Source organism: Pseudonocardia xishanensis (assembly GCF_039541715.1).
Taxonomy (GTDB): domain Bacteria; phylum Actinomycetota; class Actinomycetes; order Mycobacteriales; family Pseudonocardiaceae; genus Pseudonocardia; species Pseudonocardia xishanensis.
In genome coordinates, this window is record NZ_BAABGT010000022.1 from 57,627 (window position 1) to 81,553 (window position 23,927).

Annotated in this window: 22 protein-coding genes; 13 read left to right on the forward strand and 9 right to left on the reverse strand. The window is 73.1% G+C overall.

Annotated elements, in window-relative coordinates; translation table 11 throughout:
• Window positions 1–30 precede the first annotated feature (30 nt).
• Window positions 31–924, forward strand: a complete 894-nt coding sequence (locus tag ABD993_RS07075; protein WP_345413923.1) for a S1C family serine protease — start codon at window positions 31–33, stop codon at window positions 922–924.
• A gap of 60 nt (window positions 925–984) precedes the next feature.
• Here ABD993_RS07075 and ABD993_RS07080 read toward each other — a convergent pair whose 3' ends face one another.
• Complete coding sequence (locus tag ABD993_RS07080) at window positions 985–1,419, reverse strand: nitroreductase family deazaflavin-dependent oxidoreductase (RefSeq protein ID WP_345413925.1); 435 nt, start codon at window positions 1,417–1,419, stop codon at window positions 985–987.
• Window positions 1,420–1,621: 202 nt separating this feature from the next.
• Between ABD993_RS07080 and thiD the strand changes: the two genes are divergently transcribed.
• The 5 genes from thiD to ABD993_RS07105 all read left to right on the forward strand — a co-directional run bounded on the left by thiD (window position 1,622) and on the right by ABD993_RS07105 (window position 7,043).
• Entirely contained in the window at window positions 1,622–2,482 is an 861-nt protein-coding gene (gene thiD, locus ABD993_RS07085; RefSeq protein ID WP_345413927.1) for a bifunctional hydroxymethylpyrimidine kinase/phosphomethylpyrimidine kinase, read from the forward strand.
• A gap of 176 nt (window positions 2,483–2,658) precedes the next feature.
• Complete coding sequence (locus ABD993_RS07090; RefSeq protein WP_345413929.1) at window positions 2,659–4,914, forward strand: xanthine dehydrogenase family protein molybdopterin-binding subunit; 2,256 nt, start codon at window positions 2,659–2,661, stop codon at window positions 4,912–4,914.
• Complete coding sequence (locus ABD993_RS07095; protein ID WP_345413931.1) at window positions 4,911–5,435, forward strand: (2Fe-2S)-binding protein; 525 nt, start codon at window positions 4,911–4,913, stop codon at window positions 5,433–5,435. Before ABD993_RS07090 ends, ABD993_RS07095 begins: the two co-directional genes overlap by 4 nt.
• On the forward strand, window positions 5,432–6,271 hold the full coding sequence (locus ABD993_RS07100) for an FAD binding domain-containing protein (RefSeq protein ID WP_345413933.1): 840 nt from the start codon (window positions 5,432–5,434) through the stop codon (window positions 6,269–6,271). Before ABD993_RS07095 ends, ABD993_RS07100 begins: the two co-directional genes overlap by 4 nt.
• Window positions 6,272–6,422: 151 nt before the next feature.
• A complete protein-coding gene (locus ABD993_RS07105; protein WP_345413935.1) occupies window positions 6,423–7,043 on the forward strand; it encodes an antibiotic biosynthesis monooxygenase in 621 nt (206 codons plus the stop codon).
• Here ABD993_RS07105 and mftM read toward each other — a convergent pair.
• On the reverse strand, window positions 7,040–7,744 hold the full coding sequence (gene mftM / locus ABD993_RS07110) for a mycofactocin oligosaccharide methyltransferase MftM (protein ID WP_345413936.1): 705 nt from the start codon (window positions 7,742–7,744) through the stop codon (window positions 7,040–7,042). The two genes, ABD993_RS07105 and mftM, sit on opposite strands and share 4 nt — an antisense overlap.
• Window positions 7,745–7,896: 152 nt before the next feature.
• Window positions 7,897–8,238, reverse strand: a complete 342-nt coding sequence (locus ABD993_RS07115) for a winged helix-turn-helix transcriptional regulator (protein WP_345413937.1) — start codon at window positions 8,236–8,238, stop codon at window positions 7,897–7,899.
• 72 nt (window positions 8,239–8,310) lie between these two features.
• On the opposite strand from ABD993_RS07115, the gene ABD993_RS07120 reads away from it, so the two are divergent.
• Window positions 8,311–9,273 carry a zinc-binding alcohol dehydrogenase family protein gene (locus ABD993_RS07120; protein WP_345413938.1) on the forward strand — a complete coding sequence of 321 codons (963 nt, stop codon included), beginning with the start codon at window positions 8,311–8,313 and terminating at the stop codon, window positions 9,271–9,273.
• A gap of 66 nt (window positions 9,274–9,339) precedes the next feature.
• Here the strand turns inward: ABD993_RS07120 and ABD993_RS07125 are convergent, their stop codons facing one another.
• From ABD993_RS07125 to ABD993_RS07145, 5 genes are all read right to left on the reverse strand, one after another.
• Window positions 9,340–10,878, reverse strand: a complete 1,539-nt coding sequence (locus ABD993_RS07125; RefSeq protein ID WP_345413940.1) for a VWA domain-containing protein — start codon at window positions 10,876–10,878, stop codon at window positions 9,340–9,342.
• Window positions 10,878–12,068, reverse strand: a complete 1,191-nt coding sequence (locus tag ABD993_RS07130; protein ID WP_425568909.1) for an AAA family ATPase — start codon at window positions 12,066–12,068, stop codon at window positions 10,878–10,880. Before ABD993_RS07130 ends, ABD993_RS07125 begins: the two co-directional genes overlap by 1 nt.
• A 126-nt stretch (window positions 12,069–12,194) precedes the next feature.
• Window positions 12,195–13,487, reverse strand: coding sequence for an NDMA-dependent methanol dehydrogenase (gene mdo, locus ABD993_RS07135; RefSeq protein WP_345413942.1), 1,293 nt, complete (start codon window positions 13,485–13,487; stop codon window positions 12,195–12,197).
• Window positions 13,488–13,575: 88 nt separating this feature from the next.
• Window positions 13,576–15,099, reverse strand: coding sequence for an amidase (locus tag ABD993_RS07140; RefSeq protein ID WP_345413944.1), 1,524 nt, complete (start codon window positions 15,097–15,099; stop codon window positions 13,576–13,578).
• Window positions 15,100–15,143: 44 nt separating this feature from the next.
• The gene (locus tag ABD993_RS07145) at window positions 15,144–16,190 is read right to left on the reverse strand and encodes a GNAT family N-acetyltransferase (protein WP_345413945.1); all 1,047 of its coding nucleotides are present in this window, start codon (window positions 16,188–16,190) and stop codon (window positions 15,144–15,146) included.
• Window positions 16,191–16,333: 143 nt separating this feature from the next.
• On the opposite strand from ABD993_RS07145, the gene mftA reads away from it, so the two are divergent.
• The 6 genes from mftA to mftE all read left to right on the forward strand — a co-directional run bounded on the left by mftA (window position 16,334) and on the right by mftE (window position 22,624).
• Window positions 16,334–16,435, forward strand: coding sequence for a mycofactocin precursor MftA (mftA, locus tag ABD993_RS07150; protein WP_345413947.1), 102 nt, complete (start codon window positions 16,334–16,336; stop codon window positions 16,433–16,435).
• On the forward strand, window positions 16,425–16,724 hold the full coding sequence (gene mftB / locus ABD993_RS07155; RefSeq protein ID WP_345413949.1) for a mycofactocin biosynthesis chaperone MftB: 300 nt from the start codon (window positions 16,425–16,427) through the stop codon (window positions 16,722–16,724). Before mftA ends, mftB begins: the two co-directional genes overlap by 11 nt.
• Window positions 16,725–16,738: 14 nt before the next feature.
• A complete protein-coding gene (mftC, locus tag ABD993_RS07160) occupies window positions 16,739–17,977 on the forward strand; it encodes a mycofactocin radical SAM maturase (RefSeq protein WP_345413951.1) in 1,239 nt (412 codons plus the stop codon).
• A 72-nt stretch (window positions 17,978–18,049) separates the two neighbouring features.
• The gene (locus tag ABD993_RS07165) at window positions 18,050–20,038 is read left to right on the forward strand and encodes an oxidoreductase (protein WP_345414011.1); all 1,989 of its coding nucleotides are present in this window, start codon (window positions 18,050–18,052) and stop codon (window positions 20,036–20,038) included.
• Window positions 20,032–21,876, forward strand: a complete 1,845-nt coding sequence (locus ABD993_RS07170; protein WP_345413953.1) for an oxidoreductase — start codon at window positions 20,032–20,034, stop codon at window positions 21,874–21,876. Before ABD993_RS07165 ends, ABD993_RS07170 begins: the two co-directional genes overlap by 7 nt.
• A 55-nt stretch (window positions 21,877–21,931) precedes the next feature.
• Complete coding sequence (gene mftE, locus ABD993_RS07175; protein WP_345413955.1) at window positions 21,932–22,624, forward strand: mycofactocin biosynthesis peptidyl-dipeptidase MftE; 693 nt, start codon at window positions 21,932–21,934, stop codon at window positions 22,622–22,624.
• A gap of 37 nt (window positions 22,625–22,661) precedes the next feature.
• On the opposite strand, the gene ABD993_RS07180 is transcribed toward mftE, so the two are convergent.
• Complete coding sequence (locus tag ABD993_RS07180; RefSeq protein WP_345413957.1) at window positions 22,662–23,831, reverse strand: alkaline phosphatase family protein; 1,170 nt, start codon at window positions 23,829–23,831, stop codon at window positions 22,662–22,664.
• Between the last annotated feature and the right edge of the window lie 96 nt (window positions 23,832–23,927).

The window sequence follows — 23,927 nt, forward strand, 5'->3', positions numbered from 1 at the left end:
CGTTGTAAGCGGGAGGCGCAGGAGGCTCGGATGGACGCCTACTCACAGACCGTCTCCGCCGTCGCCGCGGAGCTCACCGCCAAGGTCGCCGCCGTCCGGTTCGGACGCGGCTCCGGCTCGGCCGTGGTCGTCGCGCCGGGGGAGCTGGTCACGAACGCGCACGTCGTGGGGAGGTCGTCGACCGGCCGCGCGGCGTTCGGCGACGGGACCGAGGTCGCGGTGCGCGTCGCCGGTGCCGACCCGCTGTCCGATCTCGCCCTCCTCCGCACGGACGACGCCCTGCCCGAACCGGTCCGCCTCGGCAGCGCGGACGAGCTGGTCGTCGGGCAGCTGGTGGTGGCCGTCGGCAACCCGTTGGGGCTCGCGGGGTCGGTCACCGCGGGGGTGGTCAGCGCGCTCGGCCGGGCCCTGCCCACCCGCGACGGCAGCGCGGGCCGGGTGATCGAGGACGTCATCCAGACCGACGCCGCACTCAACCCCGGCAACTCCGGTGGCGCGCTCGCCGACTCGCGGGGCCGGGTCGTCGGGATCAACACCGCCGTCGCGGGGACGGGCCTCGGGCTCGCGGTCCCGGTCAACACCACGACCCGCCGGATCGTCGACGCCCTGCGCGCCCACGGCCGGGTCCGCCGCGCCTACCTCGGCGTCGTCGGCGCGCCCGCCCCGGTGCCCGCGGCGGTCGCGGAGAGGTACGGCCGCAAGAACGCCCTCAGGCTGGCCGAGGTCGTCGGCGGCAGCCCCGCCGAGCACGCAGGCCTGCGACGCGGAGACCTGGTGCTAGACGTCGGCCGCAGGCCCGTCGAGGACGCCCAGGGCATCCAGCGCCAGCTCTTCGGCGAGGCGATCGGCGTCCCGCTGCCGGTCACGGTGCTGCGCAACGGCGCGATGGTCGACGTCGTGGCGGTCCCGACCGAGCTCGCGTGACGGTCGGAACGACCACCGCCGGTGGGCGTGACGGGAGCGCGCTCCCATCACACCCGGGGATCAGGAGACGGGCTCCAGCACGAAGACGGGGATCTCCCGGTCCGTCTTGGTCTGGTACTCGGCGTAGGAGGGGTAGGCGGCGACCGCGCGCTCCCACCAGGCGGCGCGCTCGTCGCCGGAGACCTCGCGCGCGGCGTAGGTCTTCGTGGTGGTGCCGTCCTGCAGCGCGAACTCGGGATGCGCCTTGATGTTGTGGTACCAGACGGGGTGCTCGTCCGCCCCGCCCTTGGAGGCGACGACGGCGTAGTCCCCGTCGTGCTCCACGCGCATCACCGGCGTGTAGCGGAGCTTGCCGCTCTTCGCGCCGCGCAGCGTCAGCAGCACGATGGGGGAACCGAGGACGTCGATCCCCTCGGTCGTCCCGCTCTCGAGGATCTTCTCGGTCTGGTCGCGCACCCAGCCCGCCGGGGGCAGTTCCACGTTCTCTTCGGCCATGATCTCAGGGAACCCGCTGCGGGCGGCATCCATTCCTGTCCCGAGGGTGATCTCGGCAGGCGGAGGGCGGCGCGGTCGATCCGCGCGCCGAACGGCTACCGTCCACACACGCGGGAGCTCGACCACGGGCTGAGAGGGCGGGATCGCCGCCGACCGCAGGAACCGGCCGGGTAATGCCGGCCAGGGAGGACACGGCGACACCATGGGCGAGCCCACCCTCGGCACCACTCCGCCCCGCGCGCTGACGGTCGCGGGCACCGACTCCGGCGGCGGCGCAGGCATCGCCGCGGACCTGCGGGCGTTCGCCGCCTGCGGGGTGCACGGCTGCCTCGCGGTCTGCGCGGTGACCGTCCAGAACACCCTCGGTGTCACGGGCGTGCACACCATCCCGCCGGAGACCGTCGCCGGGCAGATCACCAGCGTGGCCTCGGACATCGGGATCGGGGCCGCGAAGACCGGCATGCTCGCCACGGCCGAGATCATCCGGGCCGTGACCCGGGCCTTCGACGAGAACGGGATCGGCGTGAACCGCCGCACGCCGCTGGTGATCGACCCCGTGGCCGCCTCGATGCACGGCGACCAGCTGCTGGCCGACTCCGCCCTGGACGCCTTCCGCGACCTGCTCTTCCCCCGCGCCACCTTGGTCACCCCGAACCTCGACGAGGTGCGGTTGCTGATCGGCATCGACGTGCACGACCGCGCGGCCCAGTACGCCGCGGCGAAGGAGCTGCACGCCCTCGGCCCGGCCCACGTCCTGGTCAAGGGCGGTCACCTCACCGAGGACACGGACGGCTGCGTCGACCTGTTGTTCGACGGCGAGACCTTCACCGAGCTCCCGGGACCGCGGTTCGCGACCGAGAACACCCACGGGAGCGGGGACTCGCTCGCGGCGTCCATCACCGCGAGCCTCGCCCGGGGGCTCTCGGTGCCCGAGGCGGTCGCGCTGGGCAAGCGCTTCATCGTCGACACGGTCCGCTGGTCCTATCCCCTCGGCCAGGGCCACGGCCCGGTCTCGCCGCTCTGGGCGATCCGGCCGTGGTGGGAGACTCCGCCGAACGAGTGATCGTTCGTTCAGCGGAGCCGGTCGAATCTCCGCAGGTGCGTGGGCGATGTCGGCGGGCAGCCCGCTGATGCGGATGCATGAACGCTGCAACGCTTGCGTTAGGGTCGGCTCACCTGCAGGTCAGCGCTCCGTACCCCGGTCGCACCGCCGTCGCAGCGGGGCTAGTGTCGCGCTCGATGAGCATCTTGGGCACGCGCGTTGTCCGTACCGAGGACCCGGTGTTCCTCACACGGGGCGCGACATACACCGACGACCTGACCGACGAGCGGCTCACCGGGGCCCTGCACCTGACCCTGGTCCGCTCCCCGATCGCGCACGCGACGATCACCTCGATCGACGTCGAGGCGGCCAAGGAGGCACCCGGCGTCGTCGCGGTGTTCACCGGCGCCGACGTCGACCTGGCGCCCGCGCTGCTGTTCCCCGCCGCGAACCCGGCGATGGTCCGGCCCTTCCTGGCCACCGACCGGGTGCGCTACGTCGGCGAGGCGGTCGCGGCCGTCCTCACCGAGGAGGCCTACCAGGGCGAGGACGCCGCCGAGATGGTGGACGTCGACTACGAACCGCTAGACGTCGTGGTCGACATGAAGGACGCACTCACAGACGAGGTCCTCCTCTTCCCCGAGGCGGGCACCAACTCCGTCACGAAGATGCACTTCGCGAAGGAGGAGGCCCCCGAGGACCTCTTCGCGGACTGCGAGGTCGTGGTCTCGAAGGAGATCGTCAACCAGCGCGTGGCGGCGGCGCCGCTGGAGACCCGGGCCGCCTCCGCCTACTGGGGCGAGGACGGCCGCTGCACCATCTTCTGCTCGACCCAGAACGCGCAGTCCGCGCGGGACGAGGTCGCGGGCTGGATGGGGCTGGACACGAAGGACCTGCGGCTGATCCTGCCGGACGTCGGCGGCGGCTTCGGCGCGAAGATCGGCGCCGACCCCGAGTTCGCGCTGGTCGGCTGGCTGTCGAAGAAGGTGGGCCGTCCGGTCCGCTGGAACGAGAGCCGCTCGGAGAACATGACCGGGATGGTGCAGGGCCGCGGCCAGTTGCAGACCATCACGATCGGCGGGGACCGGGACGGGACCGTCAAGGCGTACCGGCTGGATCTCATCGCGGACGCGGGTGCGTACCCGCGCCTCGGCGTGGTGCTGCCGATGTTCACGCGCATGATGGCGCCCGGCACCTACGACATCCCCAAGGTCTGGTCGACCGCGAAGGTCGTCGCCACGAACACGACCTCCACCGCCGCGTACCGCGGGGCAGGGCGCCCGGAGGCCACCCAGGCCATCGAGCGCGCCATGGACCTGTTCGCGGACGCGATCGGCATGGACCCGGCCGAGCTGCGCAAGAAGAACGTCGTCAAGCCCGAGCAGTTCCCCTTCACCACGAAGGGCGGCGCGGAGTACGACTCCGGCGAGTACGCGAAGGCGATCGACCTCGCGCTGGAGGCCTCGGGCTACGACGAGCTGCGCGCGGAGCAGAAGCGCCGCCGCGAGGCGGGCGACCCGCTGCAGCTCGGGATCGGCGTCTCGTCCTACGTGGAGATCACCGGCGGCGGGGCGTTCGTCGAGAACGCGACCGTCGAGGTCCACGCGGACGGCACCGTCACGGTGCTGACCGGCACGTCGCCGCACGGGCAGGGCCACGCCACGGCGTGGGCGATGCTCGCGAGCGACCAGCTGGGCATCCCCGTCGACAAGATCACCGTGATCCACGGCGACACCGACCTGATCCCCAAGGGCGCCGGGACGATGGGCTCGCGGAGCCTGCAGACCGGTGGCATCGCCGTGCACAACGCGGCGGTGGAGCTGGTCGAGGTGGCCAAGCAGCGCGCGGCCGAGCGACTCGAGGCGAACGTCGACGACCTCGTCGTCGAGAACGGGACCGTGCAGGTCAAGGGCACCGGCAGCGGCATCTCGCTGGCCGAGCTGGCCGGGGCGGACGAGCTGAAGGTCTACCACGAGTGGGACGGCAAGAAGCCGACCTTCCCGTTCGGTGCGCACGTCGCGCTCGTCGAGGTGGACGTCGAGTCCGGCAAGGCGACCGTCGAGCGGATCTGGGCCGTGGACGACGCGGGCCCCGTCCTCAACCCGCTGATCTTCGACGGCCAGCGGCACGGCGGCATCGCGCAGGGCATCGCCCAGGCGCTGCTCGAGGAGGTCGTCTTCGACTCCGAGGGCCAGCCGCTGACCGCGACGTTCGCGGACTACGGCATCCCGTCGGCGGCGGAGCTGCCCAGCTTCGACCTGGTCTCGATGGAGACCCCCACGCCGATCAACACCATGGGCTACAAGGGCATCGGCGAGGCCGGGACCATCGGGTCCTGCCCCGCGGTGCAGAACGCCGTGATCGACGCCGTGTCCCACCTCGGCGTCGAGCACATCGACATGCCGCTCACCCCGCTTCGCGTGTGGGAAGCGATCGAGGAGGCACGCAAGTGAAGGTCGAGATCACCGTCAACGGCGAGCGCACCAGCGCGGACGTCGAGCCCCGCACGCTGCTCGCGCACTACCTGCGCGAGAACGTCGGGCTCAAGGCCACCAACATCGGCTGCGACACCACTTCGTGTGGGGCCTGCACCGTGCTGGTGGACGGCGAGTCGGTCAAGTCCTGCACGGTGCTGGCGGTCCAGGCGGACCAGCTGTCCGTGCAGACCATGGAGGACCTGGGGATGGACCACCCGGTCACCGCGGCGTTCCGCCAGGAGCACGGCCTGCAGTGCGGGTTCTGCACCCCCGGCATGGTCATGGCGGCGGTCGGGCTGATCGACGAGAACCCCGACCTCACCGAGGCGGACGTCCGCGAGGGGCTGGAGGGCAACCTCTGCCGCTGCACCGGCTACCACAACATCGTGCGCGCGGTGCTGGTCGCGGCGGGCAAGGACCCCGACGCGGCCCAGGCCGAGGGCACCGACGACAAGACGATCTCGCCGGGCTTCTCCGCGGGGGAGGGTGCCGCGTGATCCCCGTCGGATTCGAGTACGAGCGCCCCGACTCGGTCGCGGCGGCCCTCGCGCTGCTCGCCGAGCACGGCGAGGGGGCCACGATCCTCGCAGGCGGCCACTCGCTGCTGCCCGTGATGAAGCTGCGGCTCTCCGCCCCCGAGATCGTGATCGACATCGGGCGGCTGACCGAGCTCAACTACATCCGGGTGGACGGCGACGGTGCCGATTCCCACGTCGCCATCGGCGCGGGCACGCGCTACCGCGACCTCGTGATCTCCGACGTGCTGGCGGCGGAGTGCGCGCTGCTCCCGGCGGTGGCGCGCACGGTCGGGGACCCGCAGGTCCGCCACCGCGGCACCATCGGCGGTGGGCTCGCCCACGGGGACCCGGCGGCGGACATCCCCGCGGCCGTCCTCGCGTTGGACGGGGAGATCGTGCTCCGCAGCCCCCGCGGCGAGCGGATCGTGCCGATCACCGAGTTCTACACCGGCGTCTTCTCGTCGGTGAAGGAGCCGGACGAGCTGCTGGTCGAGGTCCGGGTGCCGCGCACCGGGGCCACGGGCTGGGCGTATGAGAAGTTCACCCGGCGCAGCAACGACTGGGCCATCGTCGCCGTGTCGGTGGTGACCCTGCCGTCCGGACGTCGTCAGCTCGGCCTGGTCAACATGGGCGGCACCCCGCTGCGGGCCCTGGCCACCGAGGCCGCGCTCGAGCAGGGCAAGTCGATCGAGGAGGCCGCGGCCCTGGCCGCGGAGGGCACCGAGCCCCCCGCGGACAACGCGGGTACCCCGGAGTACCGCCGTCACCTGGTGACGGTCCTGGCGAAGCGGGCGCTGAAGACCGCGTCCGCCTGACCCTCCCTTTACGCACGAACGGCACTGTGGTGCGGTAGGTCCGCACGAGAGTGCCGTTCGTGCGTAACCGGGTGGGCAGGCGTTGTGTTCCGGGTCACATGGGTGGACCCTGTCCGACGCGGCACCGGCGCCGCTGTCGGAAGGAGACCCCGTGTTCGCACGCTCCACCACGGTCCAGGCCCACCGCGGCTCGCTCGACCGCGGCATCACGCTCATCCGGGACGAGATCCTGCCCGCCGTGCTCGACACCCCCGGCTGCATCGGGATGTCCCTGCTCGCCGACCGCGACTCCGGCCGCTGTATCGCGACCACGGCGTGGGAGTCCCGCGCCGCGATGGCCGCCTCCGCAGGCGTGGTCCGCCCCATGCGTGACCGGGCAGCCGACACCATGGGCGGCACCGCGCAGGTCGACGAGTGGGAGATCGCCGTGGTCCACCGCGACCACGCGAGCCATCCCGGTGCCTGCGCCCGGGTGACCTGGCTGCGCTTCGACCCGGCCATGATGGACCGCGGCCGGGAGTTGTTCCGCGACGACATCCTGCCGCAGATGGAGGAGATGCCCGGCTTCTGCAGCGCCAGCCTGATGCTCGACCCGACCGAGGGCTACGCCGCCGCCTCCTTCGTGTTCGACGGCATGGAGGCCATGGAGGCCAGCCGCACCCGAACCATGCGGATGCGCGCCGACACGGCCGCCGAGCTGAGCGCGCAGGTCCTCGAGGTGGGGGAGTTCGAGCTGGTCATGGCCCATCTACGGGTGCCCGAGCTCGTCTAGCGGCCCGTGTCGAGGACGAGCCAGCCGCCGTGGTGCTCGGAGACCTCGTAGGGCAGGCCGGTGTCGGCGCCCAGGGCGTGCAGGGTGTCGTGGTCGAAGGTGGTGAGGTGGCCCCAGGTCTCGTTGGGCTCGGTCTCGAACGGCACGGCGACCACGACCCGCCTGCGGGCCAGCCGGATCGCCTCCGCGACCACCGCCCTGCCCTCCTCGGCGGGGAGGTGCTCGATGAGGTGCACGGCCAGCACGGTGTCCGCGTGGTCCGCGGGGAGCGGGACCGCGCGGGCGTCCGCTACGACGGTCTGCAGCGGGGTCCCGAGCCGCGGGGCCATCCGCGCGAGCAGCCCGACGGTGCCCGCCGTGAGGTCGGTCGCGGTGACCCGGTGACCGGCCGCGGCGAGCCGCAGGGCGAGGAACCCGAAGCAGCAGCCCAGCTCCAGCGCGGACCCGACGGTCAGTTCGGCGGCCCGCTCGTGCACCGGCTTGAGCTGGGCGTTGGTGCCGTTCGGGTCGGGCGTGCCGTGCAGGGCGGCGAGGGTGTTGCGGTAGAAGGCGAGCCAGGCGTCGTCGGGGTCGGCGGCGGAGCCGGTGACGATCGCGACGAACGCGTCCTCGAACCGCTCCGGGGGCAGCACCCCGGGCACGACGAGGGTCCGGTCGATCCACCCGGCGAGGTCGTTGTCCAGCTGCCCGAGCCCGATCATCGCGGCCCCTTTCGTCGGGTTCGACGCTAGGCAGCTCCGACTCGCCGCGGGGCGGATCCCGTCCGCCGGACAGCGCGGAACCGCCCGACCGGACAGGCCCGAACCCGCCGTCCGGCCGAGCAGCCACTCCCCCGGTGACGTGCCGCGCGCGGTCAGGGGAAGCGCTCGATGTTCGCCTCGACCCACCTCCGCAGCGCCTCGAGCGGGTCGTTCGCGTCCCGTCCGAGCTCGGTCAGGGCGTACTCGACGCGCAGCGGGACCTCGGGGAACACCGTGCGCTCCACCAGCCCGTTCTCCTCCAGCCTGCGCAGCACCGCGGTGAGCACCTTCGGGCTGATCCCCTCCAGTCGCGTGCGGACCTCACCGAACCGCAGCGGGCCCGCGGTCAGTGCACCGAGGGCCAGCGCGCTCCACTTGTCGGCCAGCAGATCGAGCACCGAACGGCACGGACAGTTCGCGAGGTAGGCGTCCGGCGGAGCGTTCAAGGCGGGCATGAGCTGGATGGTAACCGAAGGGAAGTCGGATCCCTTGCGGGTAACCGGTACCCAGTGCATACCGTGGTGGCCATGACGACCCGCACCACCGCCATCGACGCCCACACCTTCACGGAGATCGAGTTCGAGGTCCCGGATCCCGGCCCGCACGACCTGCTCGTCGAGGTGCGGGCGGTGTCGGTCAACCCCGTGGACACGAAGGTCCGCGCCGGCCTCGACGGGCCGAGGGTGCTCGGCTTCGACGCCGCGGGAGTCGTGCGTCAGGTCGGCTCGGCCGTCACCGCCCACGCCCCGGGCGACGAGGTCTACTACGCCGGGACGATCGACCGACCGGGTTCGAACGCCGGGTTCCAGCTGGTCGACGAGCACATCGTCGGCCGGAAACCGTCCACCCTGGACTGGGCGGAGGCCGCCGCGCTGCCGCTCACCACGATCACCGCCTGGGAGACCCTGTTCGACGCCCTGCGGCTCGGCGCGGGCTCGACCGGCAGGCTGCTCGTCGTCTCGGCCGCGGGCGGGGTCGGCGCGATGGTCACCCAACTGGCCACGACCCTGACCGGTGTCGAGGTGATCGGCACGGCCTCCCGCGAGGAGTCCGCCGCGTTCGCCCGCAGCATGGGTGCCGACCACGTCGCCGACCACCACGATCTCGTCGCGTCCGTGCGCAAGGCCGTCCCGGACGTCCAGTACGTCTTCTCGCCGGTCTCCGGGCGGAACGTCGAGGCCTACGCCGAGCTGCTCACCCCGCGCGGCGAGATCGTCGCGATCGACGAGCCGCCGGGCATGGACCTGCTCCCGCTGAAGTCGAAGAGCATCACCTGGCACTGGGAGCTGATGTTCACCCGCCCGCTGTTCCAGCCCGCCGACGCGACCCAGCGCGAGATCCTGAACCGCGTCGCGGACCTGGTCGACGAGGGCCGCCTCCGCACCACCCTCACGGCGACCCTCGAGGGCCTGACCGGCGACACCCTGCGCCGCGCCCACGAGCTGTCGGAGTCCGGCCGTGCCGTCGGGAAGATCGCGCTCACCCGCTGAGCTCTCGCCCGGCCCCTCGATCGCGAGCGCCCGGCCGGGGCCACCGTCTCGACACGGCCCCGACCCTCACCGGCCGATGAGGTCACCCGCCATCTCGTTCGTGGTGTTCTCCAGGCCGGTCAGGTCGCGGACCACGCGGACCCGGTCGCAGTGCTCGGCGTAGTCCGGCAGGTCGCAGCGCCCCAGGCCCCACGAGTACCGCGGCTCGGGGGTCAGCCAGATCGTCTCCCGGGCGCGCCGGGTGATCTCGACGAACGCCTCCATGTTGGGGTCGTTCCCGTTGCCCCGGCCGTCACCCAGGACGAGGACGGTGGAGCGGCGGGTGACCGCCGAGCCGTGCTCCTCCAGGAACCGCCCGAACGCGAGCCCGTAGTTCGAGTTGGCGTCCACGTCGACCACGTCCCCGCCGAACACCAGCCCCAGCGCGTGCTCCACGGGATGGTCCGCGAACAGCTCCGTGATCTCCGCGATCTCGTCCACGAAGGCGAACGAGCGCACCTGCCCGAACAGGTCCTGCAGCCCGTGGACCAGGTGCAACGTGAACCGCGCCGTCGCCCGCACGGACAGCGACACGTCCGCCAGCACGACGAGCCTCGGCTTGTCCTCCTGACGCCGCACCGTCACCGGGTTGAACGGGATGCCGTCGTAGCGCATGTTGCGGCGCATCGTGCGGCCCGAGTCGATCCGACCCTGCGGGGACACCCGACGCCGGTGCGTGAGTGCGCCGTGCAGGGTCTTCGCCAGCCGGCGCAGCGAGTCCTCCAGCTGCATCCGCTCGGTCTCCGACGCTCGGTCCACCGCCGCCGTCCGGCCCTCGCCCTCACCGCCGTCGAGGATCCGCTGCTCGATCGCCATCAGCTTCTCGAGGTGCGCCTTGATCGCCTCGGGGAGGTTCGCCAGCACACCCGCGAGCCGTCGGCGTAGTGCGGTGGCGTCGTCCTCGGTGCCCTCGGAGAGCGCGGCGTCCTCCTCGGCGGTGAGCCAGCCCAGCAGGGCCTCCTGCTCGGCGACGGACAGGTCGGCGTCCACCTTGGTGCCGGTGGCCGTCGAGATGTCGCCGGGCAGCCCGGCGCCGGAGAGCCGGTCGGTCTCGATCTGGACCCGGTTGCCCTCGGACAGCGGCTGGCCCTGGTTGTCCTTCGAGAAGACGATCTCCTCGGTCATCGCCGCGAGATCGATCTTGTTGGCCTCCTGGTGCAGGTTGTACTGCTGCGCCAGGTCCTCGGGATCGAAGTAGTCCCGGATGTCGACCGGTTTGCCGTGCTCGTGGCCCTGCTGCGGGGTCTCCGACGGGTCCTCGGACAGCGTGAAGTCGTCCAGCGTCCCCTCGTCGGAGAGGTCGCCGTGGCCGTGCCCGTGGCCGTGGCCGGTCTCGGGCTCCCCGATCTTGACCAGGGCGAAGAACAGGTCGAAGACCTCATCGTAGGTCGCCTCGTCGCGGCGGTCCTTGACCAACGCGACGCGCAGCGCCTCCTTGAGCACGGCCTTGTCGGCGAGCACGCCGGGCTGGGCGGCGCACCGCATGGCGTCGAGTGCTTCGGAGACCGAGATCCGCACGCCCCGGATGCGCAGCAGCCGGACGAACCGGTGGATGCTCGCCTCCACTAGAGCGCCCTCTTGCGTCCCAGCCCGAACGACCGCGAGCCCTGGCTCGACGTCACGGTGCGCGGTGTGGCGGGGGCGTCCTTGTCGGTGCCCTTGGCGTACTTCGGCGTGCCGTAGACGCCTTCACCGTGCCGCCCGGCGGTGTCCTTCGCGGAGCGGACGCCGCTGCCGTCGACGTCCCCGTCGTCGTCCGAGTGCCCGTGGCCGTGCCCGTGCCCGTGGCCGTGCCCGTGACCCGGCTCCTCGACGACGGCGTTCGGGTCGACCAGGCGGGGCAGCGCGTCGAGCGCCTTCTTGACGTCCTTGTCGTACTTGACGACCACGGAGACCGTGTCGGACAGGATCTGCGAGTTGAGCTCCTCGACGCCGAGCACCGCGAGCGTGCGCGCCCAGTCGATCGTCTCGGAGATGCTCGGGGCCTTGCGCAGCTCCAGCTCGCGCAGTCCGCGCACCACGCCCACGAGCTCCTCGGCGAGCGAGTCCGAGAGCCCCGTCTTCTTGCTGCGCACGATCTCCAGCTCGCGTGCCGCCTCCGGGTAGTCGAGGAACAGGTGCAGGCAGCGGCGCTTGAGCGCGGCGGCGAGGTCGCGGGTGTTGTTCGAGGTCAGCAGCACGTACGGGCGCTGCTCGGCCGTGAACGTGCCGATCTCGGGGATCGAGATCTGGAACTCGCCCAGGGTCTCCAACAGCACGGCCTCGAGGGCCTCGTCGGCCCGGTCGACCTCGTCGATCAGGAGCACGACGGGTTCCGGTGACCGGATGGCCTCCAGCAGCGGGCGCGGGGCGAGGAAGCGCTCGGAGAAGAAGACGCTCTCGTTCTCCCCGATCCGCTCGACGGCGGCGGTGAGGTCCGGCGCGTCCTCGACGACCTGCCCGATCTTCTCGCGCAGGATCTGGGTGTACATGAGCTGCTTGCCGTAGTCCCACTCGTACAGGGCCTTGGTCTCGTCCTGGCCCTCGTAGCACTGCAGGCGCAGCAGCCGCCGCCCGGTGGCCAGGGCGAGCATCTTGGCGAGCTCGGTCTTGCCGACCCCCGCCGGTCCCTCCAGCAGCAGCGGCTTGTCGAGGCGGGTGAGCAGGAAGACCGTCGTCGCGAGCCGGGTGTCGGCGATGTAGCCCTGCTCCCGCAGGGCGTCGACGACCGCGTCCACGGAGGCGAAGGGCGGGTCGGGGTCCTCGGTGGCGGGCACGGTCTCGGTCACGTCGTTGTGCTCCTTCCGACGGCTCGTCCTCCGAGCCGGGCGTACGCAGGCGGGCGGGCCCGTCGCACGGATCCGAGTGTGCCCCGGATCCGGGCGACGGGCCCGTCGATCAGCTCAGGACAGCAGGTCGTCCAGGTCGCCGTTGATGCAGTGGTCGACGACCGGGCGGACCGTCTCGAACGTGCACTCCTTGGGGTTGCCGGGGGTGCACGCGTCGCCGAGGACGTGGTTGGTGATGCGGTCGACGTCCGCCGCGTCGCCGCGGATGGACTTCTCGTTCTCGTAGAACTTGGTCGGGCCCTTGCCGAGCCGGTTCTTCGAGTACGAGTCCGCCGTGACGTCGATGAAGCGCTCCGGGATGCCCACGTCGCGCAGCAGCCGGATCGCGGCGGCGAGCGCGGCCTCCGCGGCCTGCACCTTGGTCATGCCGTGGGTGTCGATGCCCATGGCCTCCGCGATGTCGGCGAAGCGCTCGTAGGCGACCGGCATGTTGAACGCCCACACGCGCGGGAGCGCGATCGCGTTGTTGAGCCCGTGGTGGGTGTCGTAGAACGCCGACACCGCGTGCGAGATCGAGTGGATGATCCCGAGACCACCGGAGTTGAACGCCTGGGCGGCGATGTACTGCGCGTACATCATGCCCTCGCGGCCTGCCAGGTCCTGGCCGTTCCAGACGGCGGCGCGGAGGCTCTGCGCGGTCAGCTTGATCGCGTGCAGCGCGTTGCCGAGCGACGGCTGGAAGTTCAGCCGGGACACGTAGGGCTCGGAGGCGTGCGCCAGCACGTCGAAGCCGCACTGTGCGGTGTAGTCGATCGGGCAGTCGTAGTAGAGCACCGGGTCGTCGATCGCCAGGCTGGTCACCGAGGCGTCGTCGAACGCGACGTACTTGTGCGGGTTGTCCGGGTCCGTCGTGGTGTCCGTGATGACGTAGGCCCACGAGGTCTCCGAACCGGTGCCCGCCGTGGTGGAGACCGCGATGTGCGGCGGGTTCTGCGGGTTCTCGGACTTGTTGAAGCCCTCGAACTCGTTGACGTTGCGGCCGTCGTGGGCGACCGAGATCCGCGCGCCCTTGCAGGCGTCGTGCGAGGACCCGCCGCCGATCGAGACGAAGGAGTCGCAGTTGTTCTGCTGGTAGAGGCCCACCGCGTCCATGACGTTGTAGTCCTTGGGGTTGGACTCGACCTGGTCGTAGAGCACGACCTCGAGACCGTGGTACTTCATCGACTCGACGATCTTGTGGACGATGTCCGTGCCGCGCAGGCCGGACGTCATCACCAGGGTCTTCTTGAAGCCGAGCTTCAGGGCCTCCGGACCGATCATCTCGTGCGCACCCGGGCCGAGCAGCGCCTTCGGGAACGGGTGGAACTCCTTGAGCGGGAACGGCTTGAGCAGTTCGTCGACCTGCATGGCAGCCCTTTCTGGTGCAGGTGAAGCGGTCGACGGCGACGCTAGGGCCGGGAGTGACGCCGGGCACAGGGGTACGTGGGGCAAACCGTCAAGAGGTGGGGGCGGAAACCGTCCGGGCGGAGGGGGGATCCGGTGGCTGCTGCATCGTGTTGGCAACAAGGGCGGGGAGCCACGGCCGGGCCCGTTCGAGCTGGGTCGCCAGCGCGAGCAGCGTGCCCTCGCCGCCGAGCGGGCCGACGAACTGCACGCCCAGCGGCAGGCCCTCCGGGGTCCGGTACAGCGGGACCGACATCGCTGGCCTGCCGGTGACGTTGGCGAGCTGGGTGTAGGGGACGGGGCCGAGGTTGGCGTCGACCAGGCTGTCGACGAGGGGCGTGCGGCCCAGCAGGCCCGCGGTCCGGGTGCGCAGCAACACCTTGGCGACGGCGGTGACCGCGGCCGGCGTGGCCGACTCCCCGATCCGCATCGGCGGCCGGGCGAGGGTGGGGGTGAGCAGCAGGTCGTAGCGCTCGTGGAAGGCGGCCAGCCGTCGGGTGTGGACGTTCCAGCGGTCGTGGGCGGCGACGTAGGTCGGGGCCGAGGTTGCCCGGCCGAGTGCGGCCATGACCAGGGTGTCCGTTTCGAAGTCGGCGTCCGTGGCGCCGGTGAGGGCCCTGGCGTCGGCGACCTGGGTGGCGACGACCGCGAACCACATCGTCAGGAAGTCCGACGCCAGCGCGCGCTCGTCGACCCCGCTGCTCGCCTCCTCCACCTCGTGGCCGAGCTCGCCCAGCAGCGCGACGGCGTCGTCGACCGCCGCGACGGCCTCGGGGGCGACGGGGGTGCCCAGCGGCGAGGCGGTGCTGACACCGATCCGCAGCCTGCCGGGCTCGCGGCGGGCCGCCTCGGCCAGCGACCCGGGGCTCGCGCCCAGGTACGGACCGGTCGGGTCCTGGCCGGTGAGCAGGTCGAGCATCGCGGCGGTGTCCCGCACGGTCCGGGAGACCACACCGGTGACCGCGGCGCCGTGCAGCCGCTCCGCGACGTCCGGGCCCTCGGGGACGAGCCCCCGGCTCGGCTTGAGCCCGAAGATCCCGCAGCAGGCGGCCGGGATGCGGATCGACCCGCCGCCGTCGGACGCGCCCGCGACCGGCACGATCCCCGCCGCGACGGCCGCGGCGGCGCCGCCGGACGACCCGCCGGGGGTGTGGGCCGGGTTCCACGGGTTGCGGGTGGGGCCGCCGAACGCGGGCTCGGTGATGCCCTTCGCGCCGAACTCCGGGGTCGCGGTCTTGCCGAAGACCACGAGCCCGGCGTCTAGCCAGCGCTGCACCGCGAGGGCGTGGTCGGGGCGCGGGTAGTGGGCGAGCGAGCGCGATCCGGTCGCCGTGGGCAGGCAGGCGTAGTGCTGCCCGAGGTCCTTGAGCAGGAACGGCACGCCGGCGAACGGGCCGGTCAGCGGTCCGGCGGCGCGCTCGCGGGCGAGCTCGTCCATCCGCAGGACGAGGGCGTTGAGGTCGGCACGGGCGTCGGCGCGGGCCAGCGCGGCCTCGAGGAGCTCGGTCGGGGTGACCTCCCCCTTCGCCACGAGCTCGGCGAGCCCGACGGCGTCGTGCGCGGTGTAGTCCTGCATGGACGGGAGTCTCCCGCGCGGAGGCCGACCTGTCTCGGGCCCACTCAGGCGCGGCTCGCGGTCCAGCGCTCGTCCACGACCGCGAACCCGCGGCGGGCGTACCAGTCCCGCGGCCAGGAGTCGGCGTCCGCGTGCAGGCCGAGCAGGTCGCAGCCCGCCTCGGCGGCGATCGTCGAGGCCGCCCGGAGCAGGGCATCGCCGTGCCCGCGACCGTGCGCCGCGGGATCGGTCGCGACGGCCTCGAGCAGGGCGGTGGCGCCGTCGAGGAGCAGTGCCGCGGACGCGACCACCCGGCCCGCCTCGCGCACGGCGAGGAACCGGACGTCCGCGCCACCGTCGAAGACCCCGTACTGGTCCACGAGCCGGACCCGGTCGGGCGCGTCGACCGGCAGGTCCGTGCGCCACAACGCGATCCACAGCGGACGGACGGTCCCCAGGTCGACCTGCTCGGCGGGGCTCGGGCCGGGGACCGGCGCGCGGACCATCGCCACCTCGTGGTGCACCCGCCATCCCGAGCGCCCCAGCTCGCGGGCGACGGGGCCGGGATCGGTGCCGCGGACCGTCACGAGGACGGGGCCCAGGTCCGCGGTGCCCGCGGCGATGTCCTGGGCGGGGGTGGCGTCGTCGACCACGGCGTGCGACCAGGGCGCCTCGTCCTGTCGGGCGGCGAGCCCGCCGGGGACCGGCACCTCGGCCGTCGCGACCCGGCGGGGCAGACCGTCGACGAGCGCACGCAGCCGGGCGGCGTGGTCGGCGCGCTCGGGAGGGGGCGGCGGGGCGTCGAACCCGCCGTCGGGGCGCGGGCGGTAGGGGAGCCCGGCCAGGACCGCGGAGGTCGGGATCGGACCGTAGGCGTGCGGGAAGCGCATCGACTCGGGGTCGCCGGGGACGCCGGGCTCCCACCGGACGTCCAGCCCCGCCGGGTCGATGGCGAGCAGCAGCAGGTCCGCGCGTCCGGAGAAGAGCCGGTTCGCGGGCAACGTCACCTGGGCGGCGGTCGACAGGTGCACGAAATCCTCCAGCGGGGTGATCCCGCCGGTGCGCAGGGCCGCCCGCCAGTCCGCGGGCGTGGTCAGGTGCAGGAGCGCCACGCGATCAGCATGCCTGTGACCTGGGCGGACGCCGCGTCCGCCCCCACCGAACGGAGAGTCGTCCGCAGCGGACCCTTGCTTCCGGCACCGGGTGCCAATATCGTCCGAACTGCCCGACGCCGACGTCACACCTGGAGGTACCCATGGCCCCGATCGAGCAGAACGAGCAGCTCGAGGACGCCCCCGTCGTCGAGGAGACCCTCGTCGAGGAGGTCTCCATCGACGGTATGTGCGGTGTCTACTAAGACCGCCGAGGGTGTGGCCGGGGTCGAGTTCGACCCCGGCGCTCCCTACCGTTGCAGCCCCCAGGTGTCGCTGCGTCCGGAGCCCTTCGGCGCACTCGTCTACCACTTCGGCACCCGCAAGCTCTCGTTCCTGAAGACCCTGCCGCTGGTGGAGGTCGTCAAGGGCCTGGAGAGCCGGCCGGACGTCCACTCGGCCATCGTCGCCGCGGGCGTCGAGGAGGCCCAGCGCCCCGCCTACCTGAAGGCTCTGGCCGGTCTGGCCGCCTCCGGGACGATCGAACCGCGCTAAGGAGCTCGTAGAAGATGAAGCTGGTCGACCACTTCCAGTACGGCCTCAACTCGCCGATCTGCCTGACGTGGGAGCTCACCTACGCCTGCAACCTCTCGTGTGCCCACTGCCTGTCCAGCTCGGGCCGCCGCGACCCGCGCGAGCTGACCACGGCCGAGGCCAAGGCCGTGATCGACGAGCTGCAGCGGATGCAGGTCTTCTACATCAACATCGGCGGCGGCGAGCCCACGGTCCGACCGGACTTCTGGGAGCTGCTCGACTACTCGATCGCGCACAACGTCGGGGTCAAGTTCTCCACGAACGGCCTGAAGATCGACAAGAGGCGGGCGGCGCAGCTGGCGGCGACCGACTACGTCGACATCCAGATCTCGCTGGACGGCGCGACCCCCGAGGTCAACGACTACGTCCGCGGCCCCGGCTCGTACGACATGGCGATCAGGGCGCTGGAGAACCTGGCCGAGGCCGGTTTCCAGCAGCCCAAGATCTCGGTCGTGATGACCCGGCAGAACGTCGACCAGCTGGACGAGTTCAAGGCCATCGCGGACAAGTACGGCGCCCAGCTGCGGATCACCCGGCTGCGCCCGTCCGGCCGTGGCGCGGACGTCTGGGACGAGCTGCACCCGCTGCCGTCGCAGCAGAAGCAGATGTACGACTGGCTGGTCGACCGCGGGGACCAGGTCCTCACCGGCGACTCGTTCTTCCATCTCTCGGCGTTCGGCGAGGCCCTGCCCGGGCTGAACCTGTGCGGCGCCGGGCGCGTGGTGTGCCTGATCGACCCGGTCGGGGACGTCTACGCCTGCCCGTTCGCGATCCACGAGAACTTCCTGGCCGGGAACGTCCGCTCTCCGGGTGGCTTCCAGGAGGTCTGGGAGAACTCCGAGCTGTTCACCGAGCTGCGGCAGCCCCAGACCGGCGGGGCGTGCTCGGGCTGCCAGCACTACGACTCCTGCCAGGGCGGCTGCATGGCGGCCAAGTTCTTCACCGGTCTCCCGCTCGACGGACCGGACCCGGAGTGCGTGCGCGGGTTCGGCGAGGAGGCCCTCGCGGCGCGCGGGGACGGGCATGTCATCCCGAAGTCCGAGGTGGACCACTCGCGGACCAAGCTCGGCAAGAAGTCGCCGGTGCTGCTGCAGCTGAGCATGGGGCGCCCCGACCGGGCGTGTGAGACCAGCCCGCTCGCGGGCCTCGGCGCCTCGGAGTCCGACTCGGGGCTCCGCCCGGCCGGTCGAGGCGTTCCGGTCGCCGGTTCGTAACCGGCCCACAGTCCGCCGGCGCCGGACCCGCCCGCACGGGTCCGGCGCCGCGCGACCCACCCTGGAGGGGTGATGCTCGGGGAGGCGGTGCGGGTCGGGACCCGGCAGGCGCCGTCGCGCGTGCTGTTCGGCCCGCACGTCACCAACCTCGGGCGCGGCCGCGCGTTCTCCGACCGGCATCGCGCGTACTACGCCGAGCGGGCCGCGGGCGGGTGCGGCGTGATCGTCTGCGAGACGGCGTCGGTGCATCCGTCGGACCGGGGGTACGAGCGTGCGCCCCTGCCCGGCTGGGGCGCGATCGCCGGGTCGTGCGGGGGCGCGCTGCTGCTGGCATCGCTGGGGCACAGCGGTTCTCAGGGCACCTCGGCCTTCACCGGGCAGGCGATCTGGGGTGCCTCCCGGGTGCCGGACGTCGTGTCCCGCGAGGTCCCGCAGGTGATGGAGCAGCCGGAGATCTCCGCGCTGGTCTCCGGGTTCGCGGCCGCGGCGGCCCGGGCGACGGCGGACGGCCTCGACGGCGTGGAGATCAACGCGGGGCAGCACTCCCTGCTACGCCAGTTCCTCTCCGGCCTCACCAACCAGCGCACGGACGCGTACGGCGAGGACCGCACCCTGCTGCTCCGCGAGGTGCTGACGGCGGTCCGGGCCGCGGTCGGCGCGGACGCGGTCGTCGGCCTGCGCCTCTGCACCGACGAACTGGCCCCGTGGGCGGGCATCACCCGGGACCTGTCGCTCTCCTGGTTCCCGTCTCCGACGCGCGAGTCCTCCGCTTCCGACGAGCGAGCCGGACGTCAGCCGTTCGCGCACCTCGTCGACTACCTCGTACCCGTGCGGGGCTCCGGGCTCAGCGTCTCCGCGACCCGACCGGACGCGCACACCCCGCCGGGCTTCAACCTGTCGATGGCGCGCGCCTTCCTGGGCCGCGGAGTGCCGGTCGTGCTGCAGGGGAGCGTCGTGGACCCGTCGATGGCAGAGGTCGCCGTCCGGGAGGGGTTCGCGCTCGTCGAGATGACGCGGGCGCAGATCGCCGAGCCGCGGCTCGTCGCGCACGTGCGGGCGGGGGCGCCCGAGCGGATCCGGCCCTGCACGCTGGCGAACCAGCACCGCGCCCGCGACCCCCGCAACCCGCTGATCACCGACGAGACCGAGCCGCGCTCCGGGCACGAGACCGTCGATCCGCCGCTGCCGCGGTCGCCGCGTCCGCGGCGCGGCTCGCCGCTGCTGGTGGTCGGGGGCGGGCCGGCGGGGATGGAGGCGGCGCGGACCGCGGCGCTGCTCGGGCGGCCGGTGCGGCTGGTGGAACGGGCGGACCGACTCGGCGGCGCGCTGTGGCTCGCCGCCGCGCTGCCTGGGCGGGCGCGGTTCGGGCTGCTGGTCGAGTGGTGGGAGCGGGAGCTGGCCCGGCTCGGCGTCGAGGTGTGTCTCGGGCGGGAGATGCGGCGGGAGGAGCTGGTCGGGGACGTGGTGCTGGCGACGGGCTCGGCGCCGTCGCCGCCGACGTTCGCCTCGGATCCCGACGTGCGGGTCCTGCCCGCGGCCGAGTTCCTGGCCGGAGCCGCGACGGGCGCCGGAGCCGGGGGTCGAGGAGGGGGCGAGAGTGCACAGCGGTCGGGCAGCGGGGGGACCGTGCTCGCGGGAGGACCGGGCCTGCCCGCCGGCGCGGCGGTCGTCGTACACGATCCCCTCGGGGACTGGACCGGCGTGGGGGTGGCCGAGCTCGTCGCCGCGGGGGGACTGCGCTGCGCGCTCGTCACGCCGGACGCCGTCGCCGGGACCCAGCTCGCCCGCACCGGTGACCTCGCGGACGCCAACGCCCGGCTGGAGCGGGCAGGCGTCGAGCGGGTGCTGTTCTCCCGGCTCGAGTCCGTCGGCCGGGGAGCGGCGCTGGTCCGCGACGTGCACCACGGGGCGACGCGGGAGCTGCCCGCCACCGTGGTGATCGACTGTGCGCACCGGCTGCCGGACACCGCGCTGGGCGGTCATCCCCGGATCGGGGACTGCGTGGCGCCGCGGACGGTGCACGAGGCCGTCCGGGAGGGCCGTCGGGTGGTCGGATGCTGACCGAGCCGCTGCGGGTCGGCCGCGCCACGGTGCGGAACCGGATCGTGTTCACCGCCCACCTCACCGGCTACGCCGAGGACGGGCTGCCGACCGCCCGGCACGCCGCGTACTACGGCGAGCGCGCCCGCACGGCAGGTCTGGTGATCACCGAGGAACATGCGGTCCACCCGGACGACCAGCCCTACGAGCACATGATCCGCGGGCACGATCCCGCCGTCGTCCCCGGCCTGCGGACGGTCGCCGACGCCGTCCACGCCCACGGCTCGCTCGTCCTCGCCCAGCTCAACCACAACGGGCCGCAGGCCTCCGGGATGTACTCGCGCGCGCCCGTCCGCGGTCCGTCGCCGCTCCCGGACCCGATGTTCCGCGAGGTGCCGGTCGAGCTCACCGAGTCCGACCTCGACGTGATCGTGGCCGGGTACGCGCAGGTCACGAGGCACGTCGTCGCGGCGGGGCTCGACGGCGTCGAGCTGCAGTGCTCGCAGGCGTCGCTGGTGCGCTGCTTCCTGTCCCCGGCGACGAACCACCGCTCGGACGAGCACGGCGGCCCCCTGCGGAACAGGGCTCGGCTGCTGCTGCGGATCGTCGGGGCGGTGCGCGCGGAGCTCGGGGACCGGGTGCTGGCGGTCCGGCTGGGGCAGGAGGAGGGGCTCCCCGTCGGGGAGCTCGCCGCGGTGGGTGCCCTGCTGGAGACCGCAGGCGTCGACTTGCTCAACACGACGATCGGCGTGGCGACGTCCTCGCTGCACCTGGTGGAGCCGTCGATGCACACCCCGTCCGGCTATGCGACGCACGTGCCGTCCGCGGTGCGCGCGGCAGTGTCGGTCCCGGTGGTCGCCGTCGGCCGGTTCACCACGCGCGAGCAGGGCGAACAGGTGCTTCGCGAGGGGCACGCGGACCTCGTCGGGTTCGCGCGCGGGTTGGTCGCCGGGCCCGCGTTCGAGCGGGCGTGCGTGGGGTGCAACCAGGAGTGCGTGGGGCGGGTGGGCATGAACCGGGCACTCGGCTGCGCGGTGAACCCGCGGGCGGGGCGCGAGTCGACCCTCGGGCGGCACGGGAGTCGCTCGGTGACCCCGGGGCCGCCCAGGAGGCGGGTCACGGTCGTCGGGGGTGGGCCCGCCGGCCTGCGGGCCGCCGCGACCGCCGCCGCGCGCGGGCACCGGGTCACGCTGCACGAGCGGGGGAGGCTCGGCGGGCAGCTCGCGCTCGCGGCCCTCGCGCCCGGACGGGCGGAGCTGGGGTTCGTCGTGCGGGACCTCGTCGCGGAGTGCGGGGCGAACGGTGTACGGATCACCGACGACGAGCCGGAGCTCGACGCCGAGGTGGTCGTCCTGGCGACCGGCGCCCGGCCCGCGCGGCGCTGGGCCGGTGCGCTCGACGTGTGCGATGTCCTCGACGGCACCGCCGCCCCGACCGGCCGCGTGCTCGTGGTCGACGAGCTGGGGTTCCACCAGGCGACCTCCGTCGCGGAGCTGTTGGCCCAGCGAGGGTGCGAGGTCGAGGTCGTGACGCCCGCGATGGTCGTCGGGCAGGATCTCGGGCTCACGCTGGACCGGGAGGGGTTCCGCCGCCGCGCCCACGACCTGGGCGTCCGGCTGACGACCGACACACTCGTCACCGGCGTCGGCGAGGGGGTCACGCTGGTCCACCACCCGACCGGGCGGACGAGGGTCAGAGAGGTCGACGCCGTCGTCGAGGCGGTCCCGCCGCAGCCCGCCGACGAGCTGTGGGAGACCCTGCGGGGGCGCCCCGGCGTGCACCGGATCGGGGACTGCCTGGCGCCGCGGCGGATGGACGCCGCGATCCGTGACGGCGAACGAGTGGCGGTGGCCCTGTGAGTGATATCCACCTGTGGACGGCTGCTGTGGACAACCGTGTCCGCGCAGGTCAGACGTGCTGATCGGGGCGCTCACGTGGCGTGATGTCCACAACGGTCCACCGCGCACGCTCCTGGTTCCCGTCGGATCGGTGGAGCAGCACGGCCCCCATCTGCCGCTCACGACGGACCTCCGGGTGGCCGAACACGTTGCGGCGCAGCTGGAACACGCGGACCCGGGGCTGGTGCTCGCGCCCGCGGTCGCCTACGGGGCGGCGGGGGAGCACGAGGGGTTCGCCGGGACCGTCTCCATCGGACACGAGGGACTCCGGCTGCTGCTCGTCGAGCTGGGCCGCTCGGCATGCCGGTGGGCGGCGCGGGTGGTGTTCGTGAACGGGCACGGCGGGAACGTCGCGTCGCTCGTCGAGGCCTGCGGGCTACTGCGCTACGAGGGCCGCGACGTCGCGTGGGTGCCGTGTGCCGCACCGGGAGACGCGCACGCGGGCCGGACGGAGACGTCCTTGATGGTGGCCCTGGACCCGGGCTCGGTGGGGCCGGAGCGGGAGCCGGGGGCGACGGCGCCGCTGCGCGAGCTGCTGCCGATCCTGCGGGAGCGGGGGGTGGCGGGCGTGAGCGAGAACGGGATCCTCGGCGACCCGCGGGGAGCGTCGGTCGCCGAGGGCGAGGCGATGTGGGCGGCGATGGTCTCCGCGGCGTCGGCGGCGGTCAGGCGGTGGGACGTGGACGGGGAGACCGCGAGGCTGCGGTGAGAGCGCGTCTCGTCGGTGAGTGCCGACCCGGAGACTCTCACCGCACGGTGGTCGCCAGGATCAGGGGGACCAGCTGCTCCTCGGCGGTGAGCGAGCCGTGCTGGCCGGGCAGCCGGGAGATCGTGGGCTCCGCGACCGAACGGATCACCCCGGCCACCCCGCGCAGCGCCACCACCAGGTCGCCGATGCGCTCGGGGACGTGCTCGGCCACCGGGCCGAACCAGTTCTCCGCGATGGCCTGGTCGCGGGTCACGATCCACGCGTCGTCGCCGAGGACGTCCTGCCAGGCGGCGCGGACGTCCGCGACGGCGCCGTCGCGGACGTAGACGTGCCGGGCCCGGGGGTCGCCGCCGAGTAGGCGGACGCCGAGGCGGAGCGGGGTGAGCTGGTCGGCGTCGTAGCGGCGGGTCACCTGGACCATGCCGTGGTCGCCGGTCACCAGCAGCAGGGCGTCCGGCGGCAGCTGTTCCACGAGGGTGGCCACCATCCGGTCGATCTGGCGCAGCTGGAAGCGCCACGGCGTCGACCCGGGTCCGTGCAGGTGGCCGAGGGTGTCCAGGTCGGCGTGGTAGCCGTACACGAGCCGACGGCCGGGCCCCGACAACGCGCGGACGATCTCGGAGGTCAGGTCGCCGAGCGCGATCACGCCCTCATAGTGCCCGCCGCGCAGGGCCGCGCGGGTCAGCCCGGAGCCGCGGAAGGACCGCGGGCCCACGCTGGTGACCCGGACGTGGTCCGCCGCCGCGCGCTGCAGCGCGGTGTCGTGCGGCTGGATCTGCTCCGGCGGCAGGGCCTCGCGCAGGTCGGTCGCCTCCGGTTCGGCGTGCGAGGTCCACTTCAACGAGTCGAGCAGCCGGTCCTCGCAGGCCCGGAAGGTGATGCCGACGACCCCGTGCACGCCGGGCGGCAGACCCGTCCCGAGCGAGGTGACGCTGATCGAGGTGCTCGACGGGAACCCGACGGTCATCGGCTCGCCCGCGAGCGCGGCGAGGGTCGGGGCGTCGGGGGCGTGGTCGCGCAGCAGCTCCGAGCCCAGGCCGTCGATCAGCAGGACGGCGGCGGCGCGCACGGGCGGCAGGCTGATCGCCGGGGCGGGGCCGGGCACGCCGAGGGCCGCCAGCACCGCGGGGAACACCTCGGCGAGCGACCGCACGCCGTAGCGGGGGAGGAGCGGAGCGACCGCGTCGACGGGCAGGGCTTCACGCACGGCGGAAGGGTCCCACGACCCCGGACACCGCGCCGAAGGACGGGCGTCGGACGGCGGGGTGTCCGACTCGGGGTCGGGAGTGGGGGACTCGCGGGG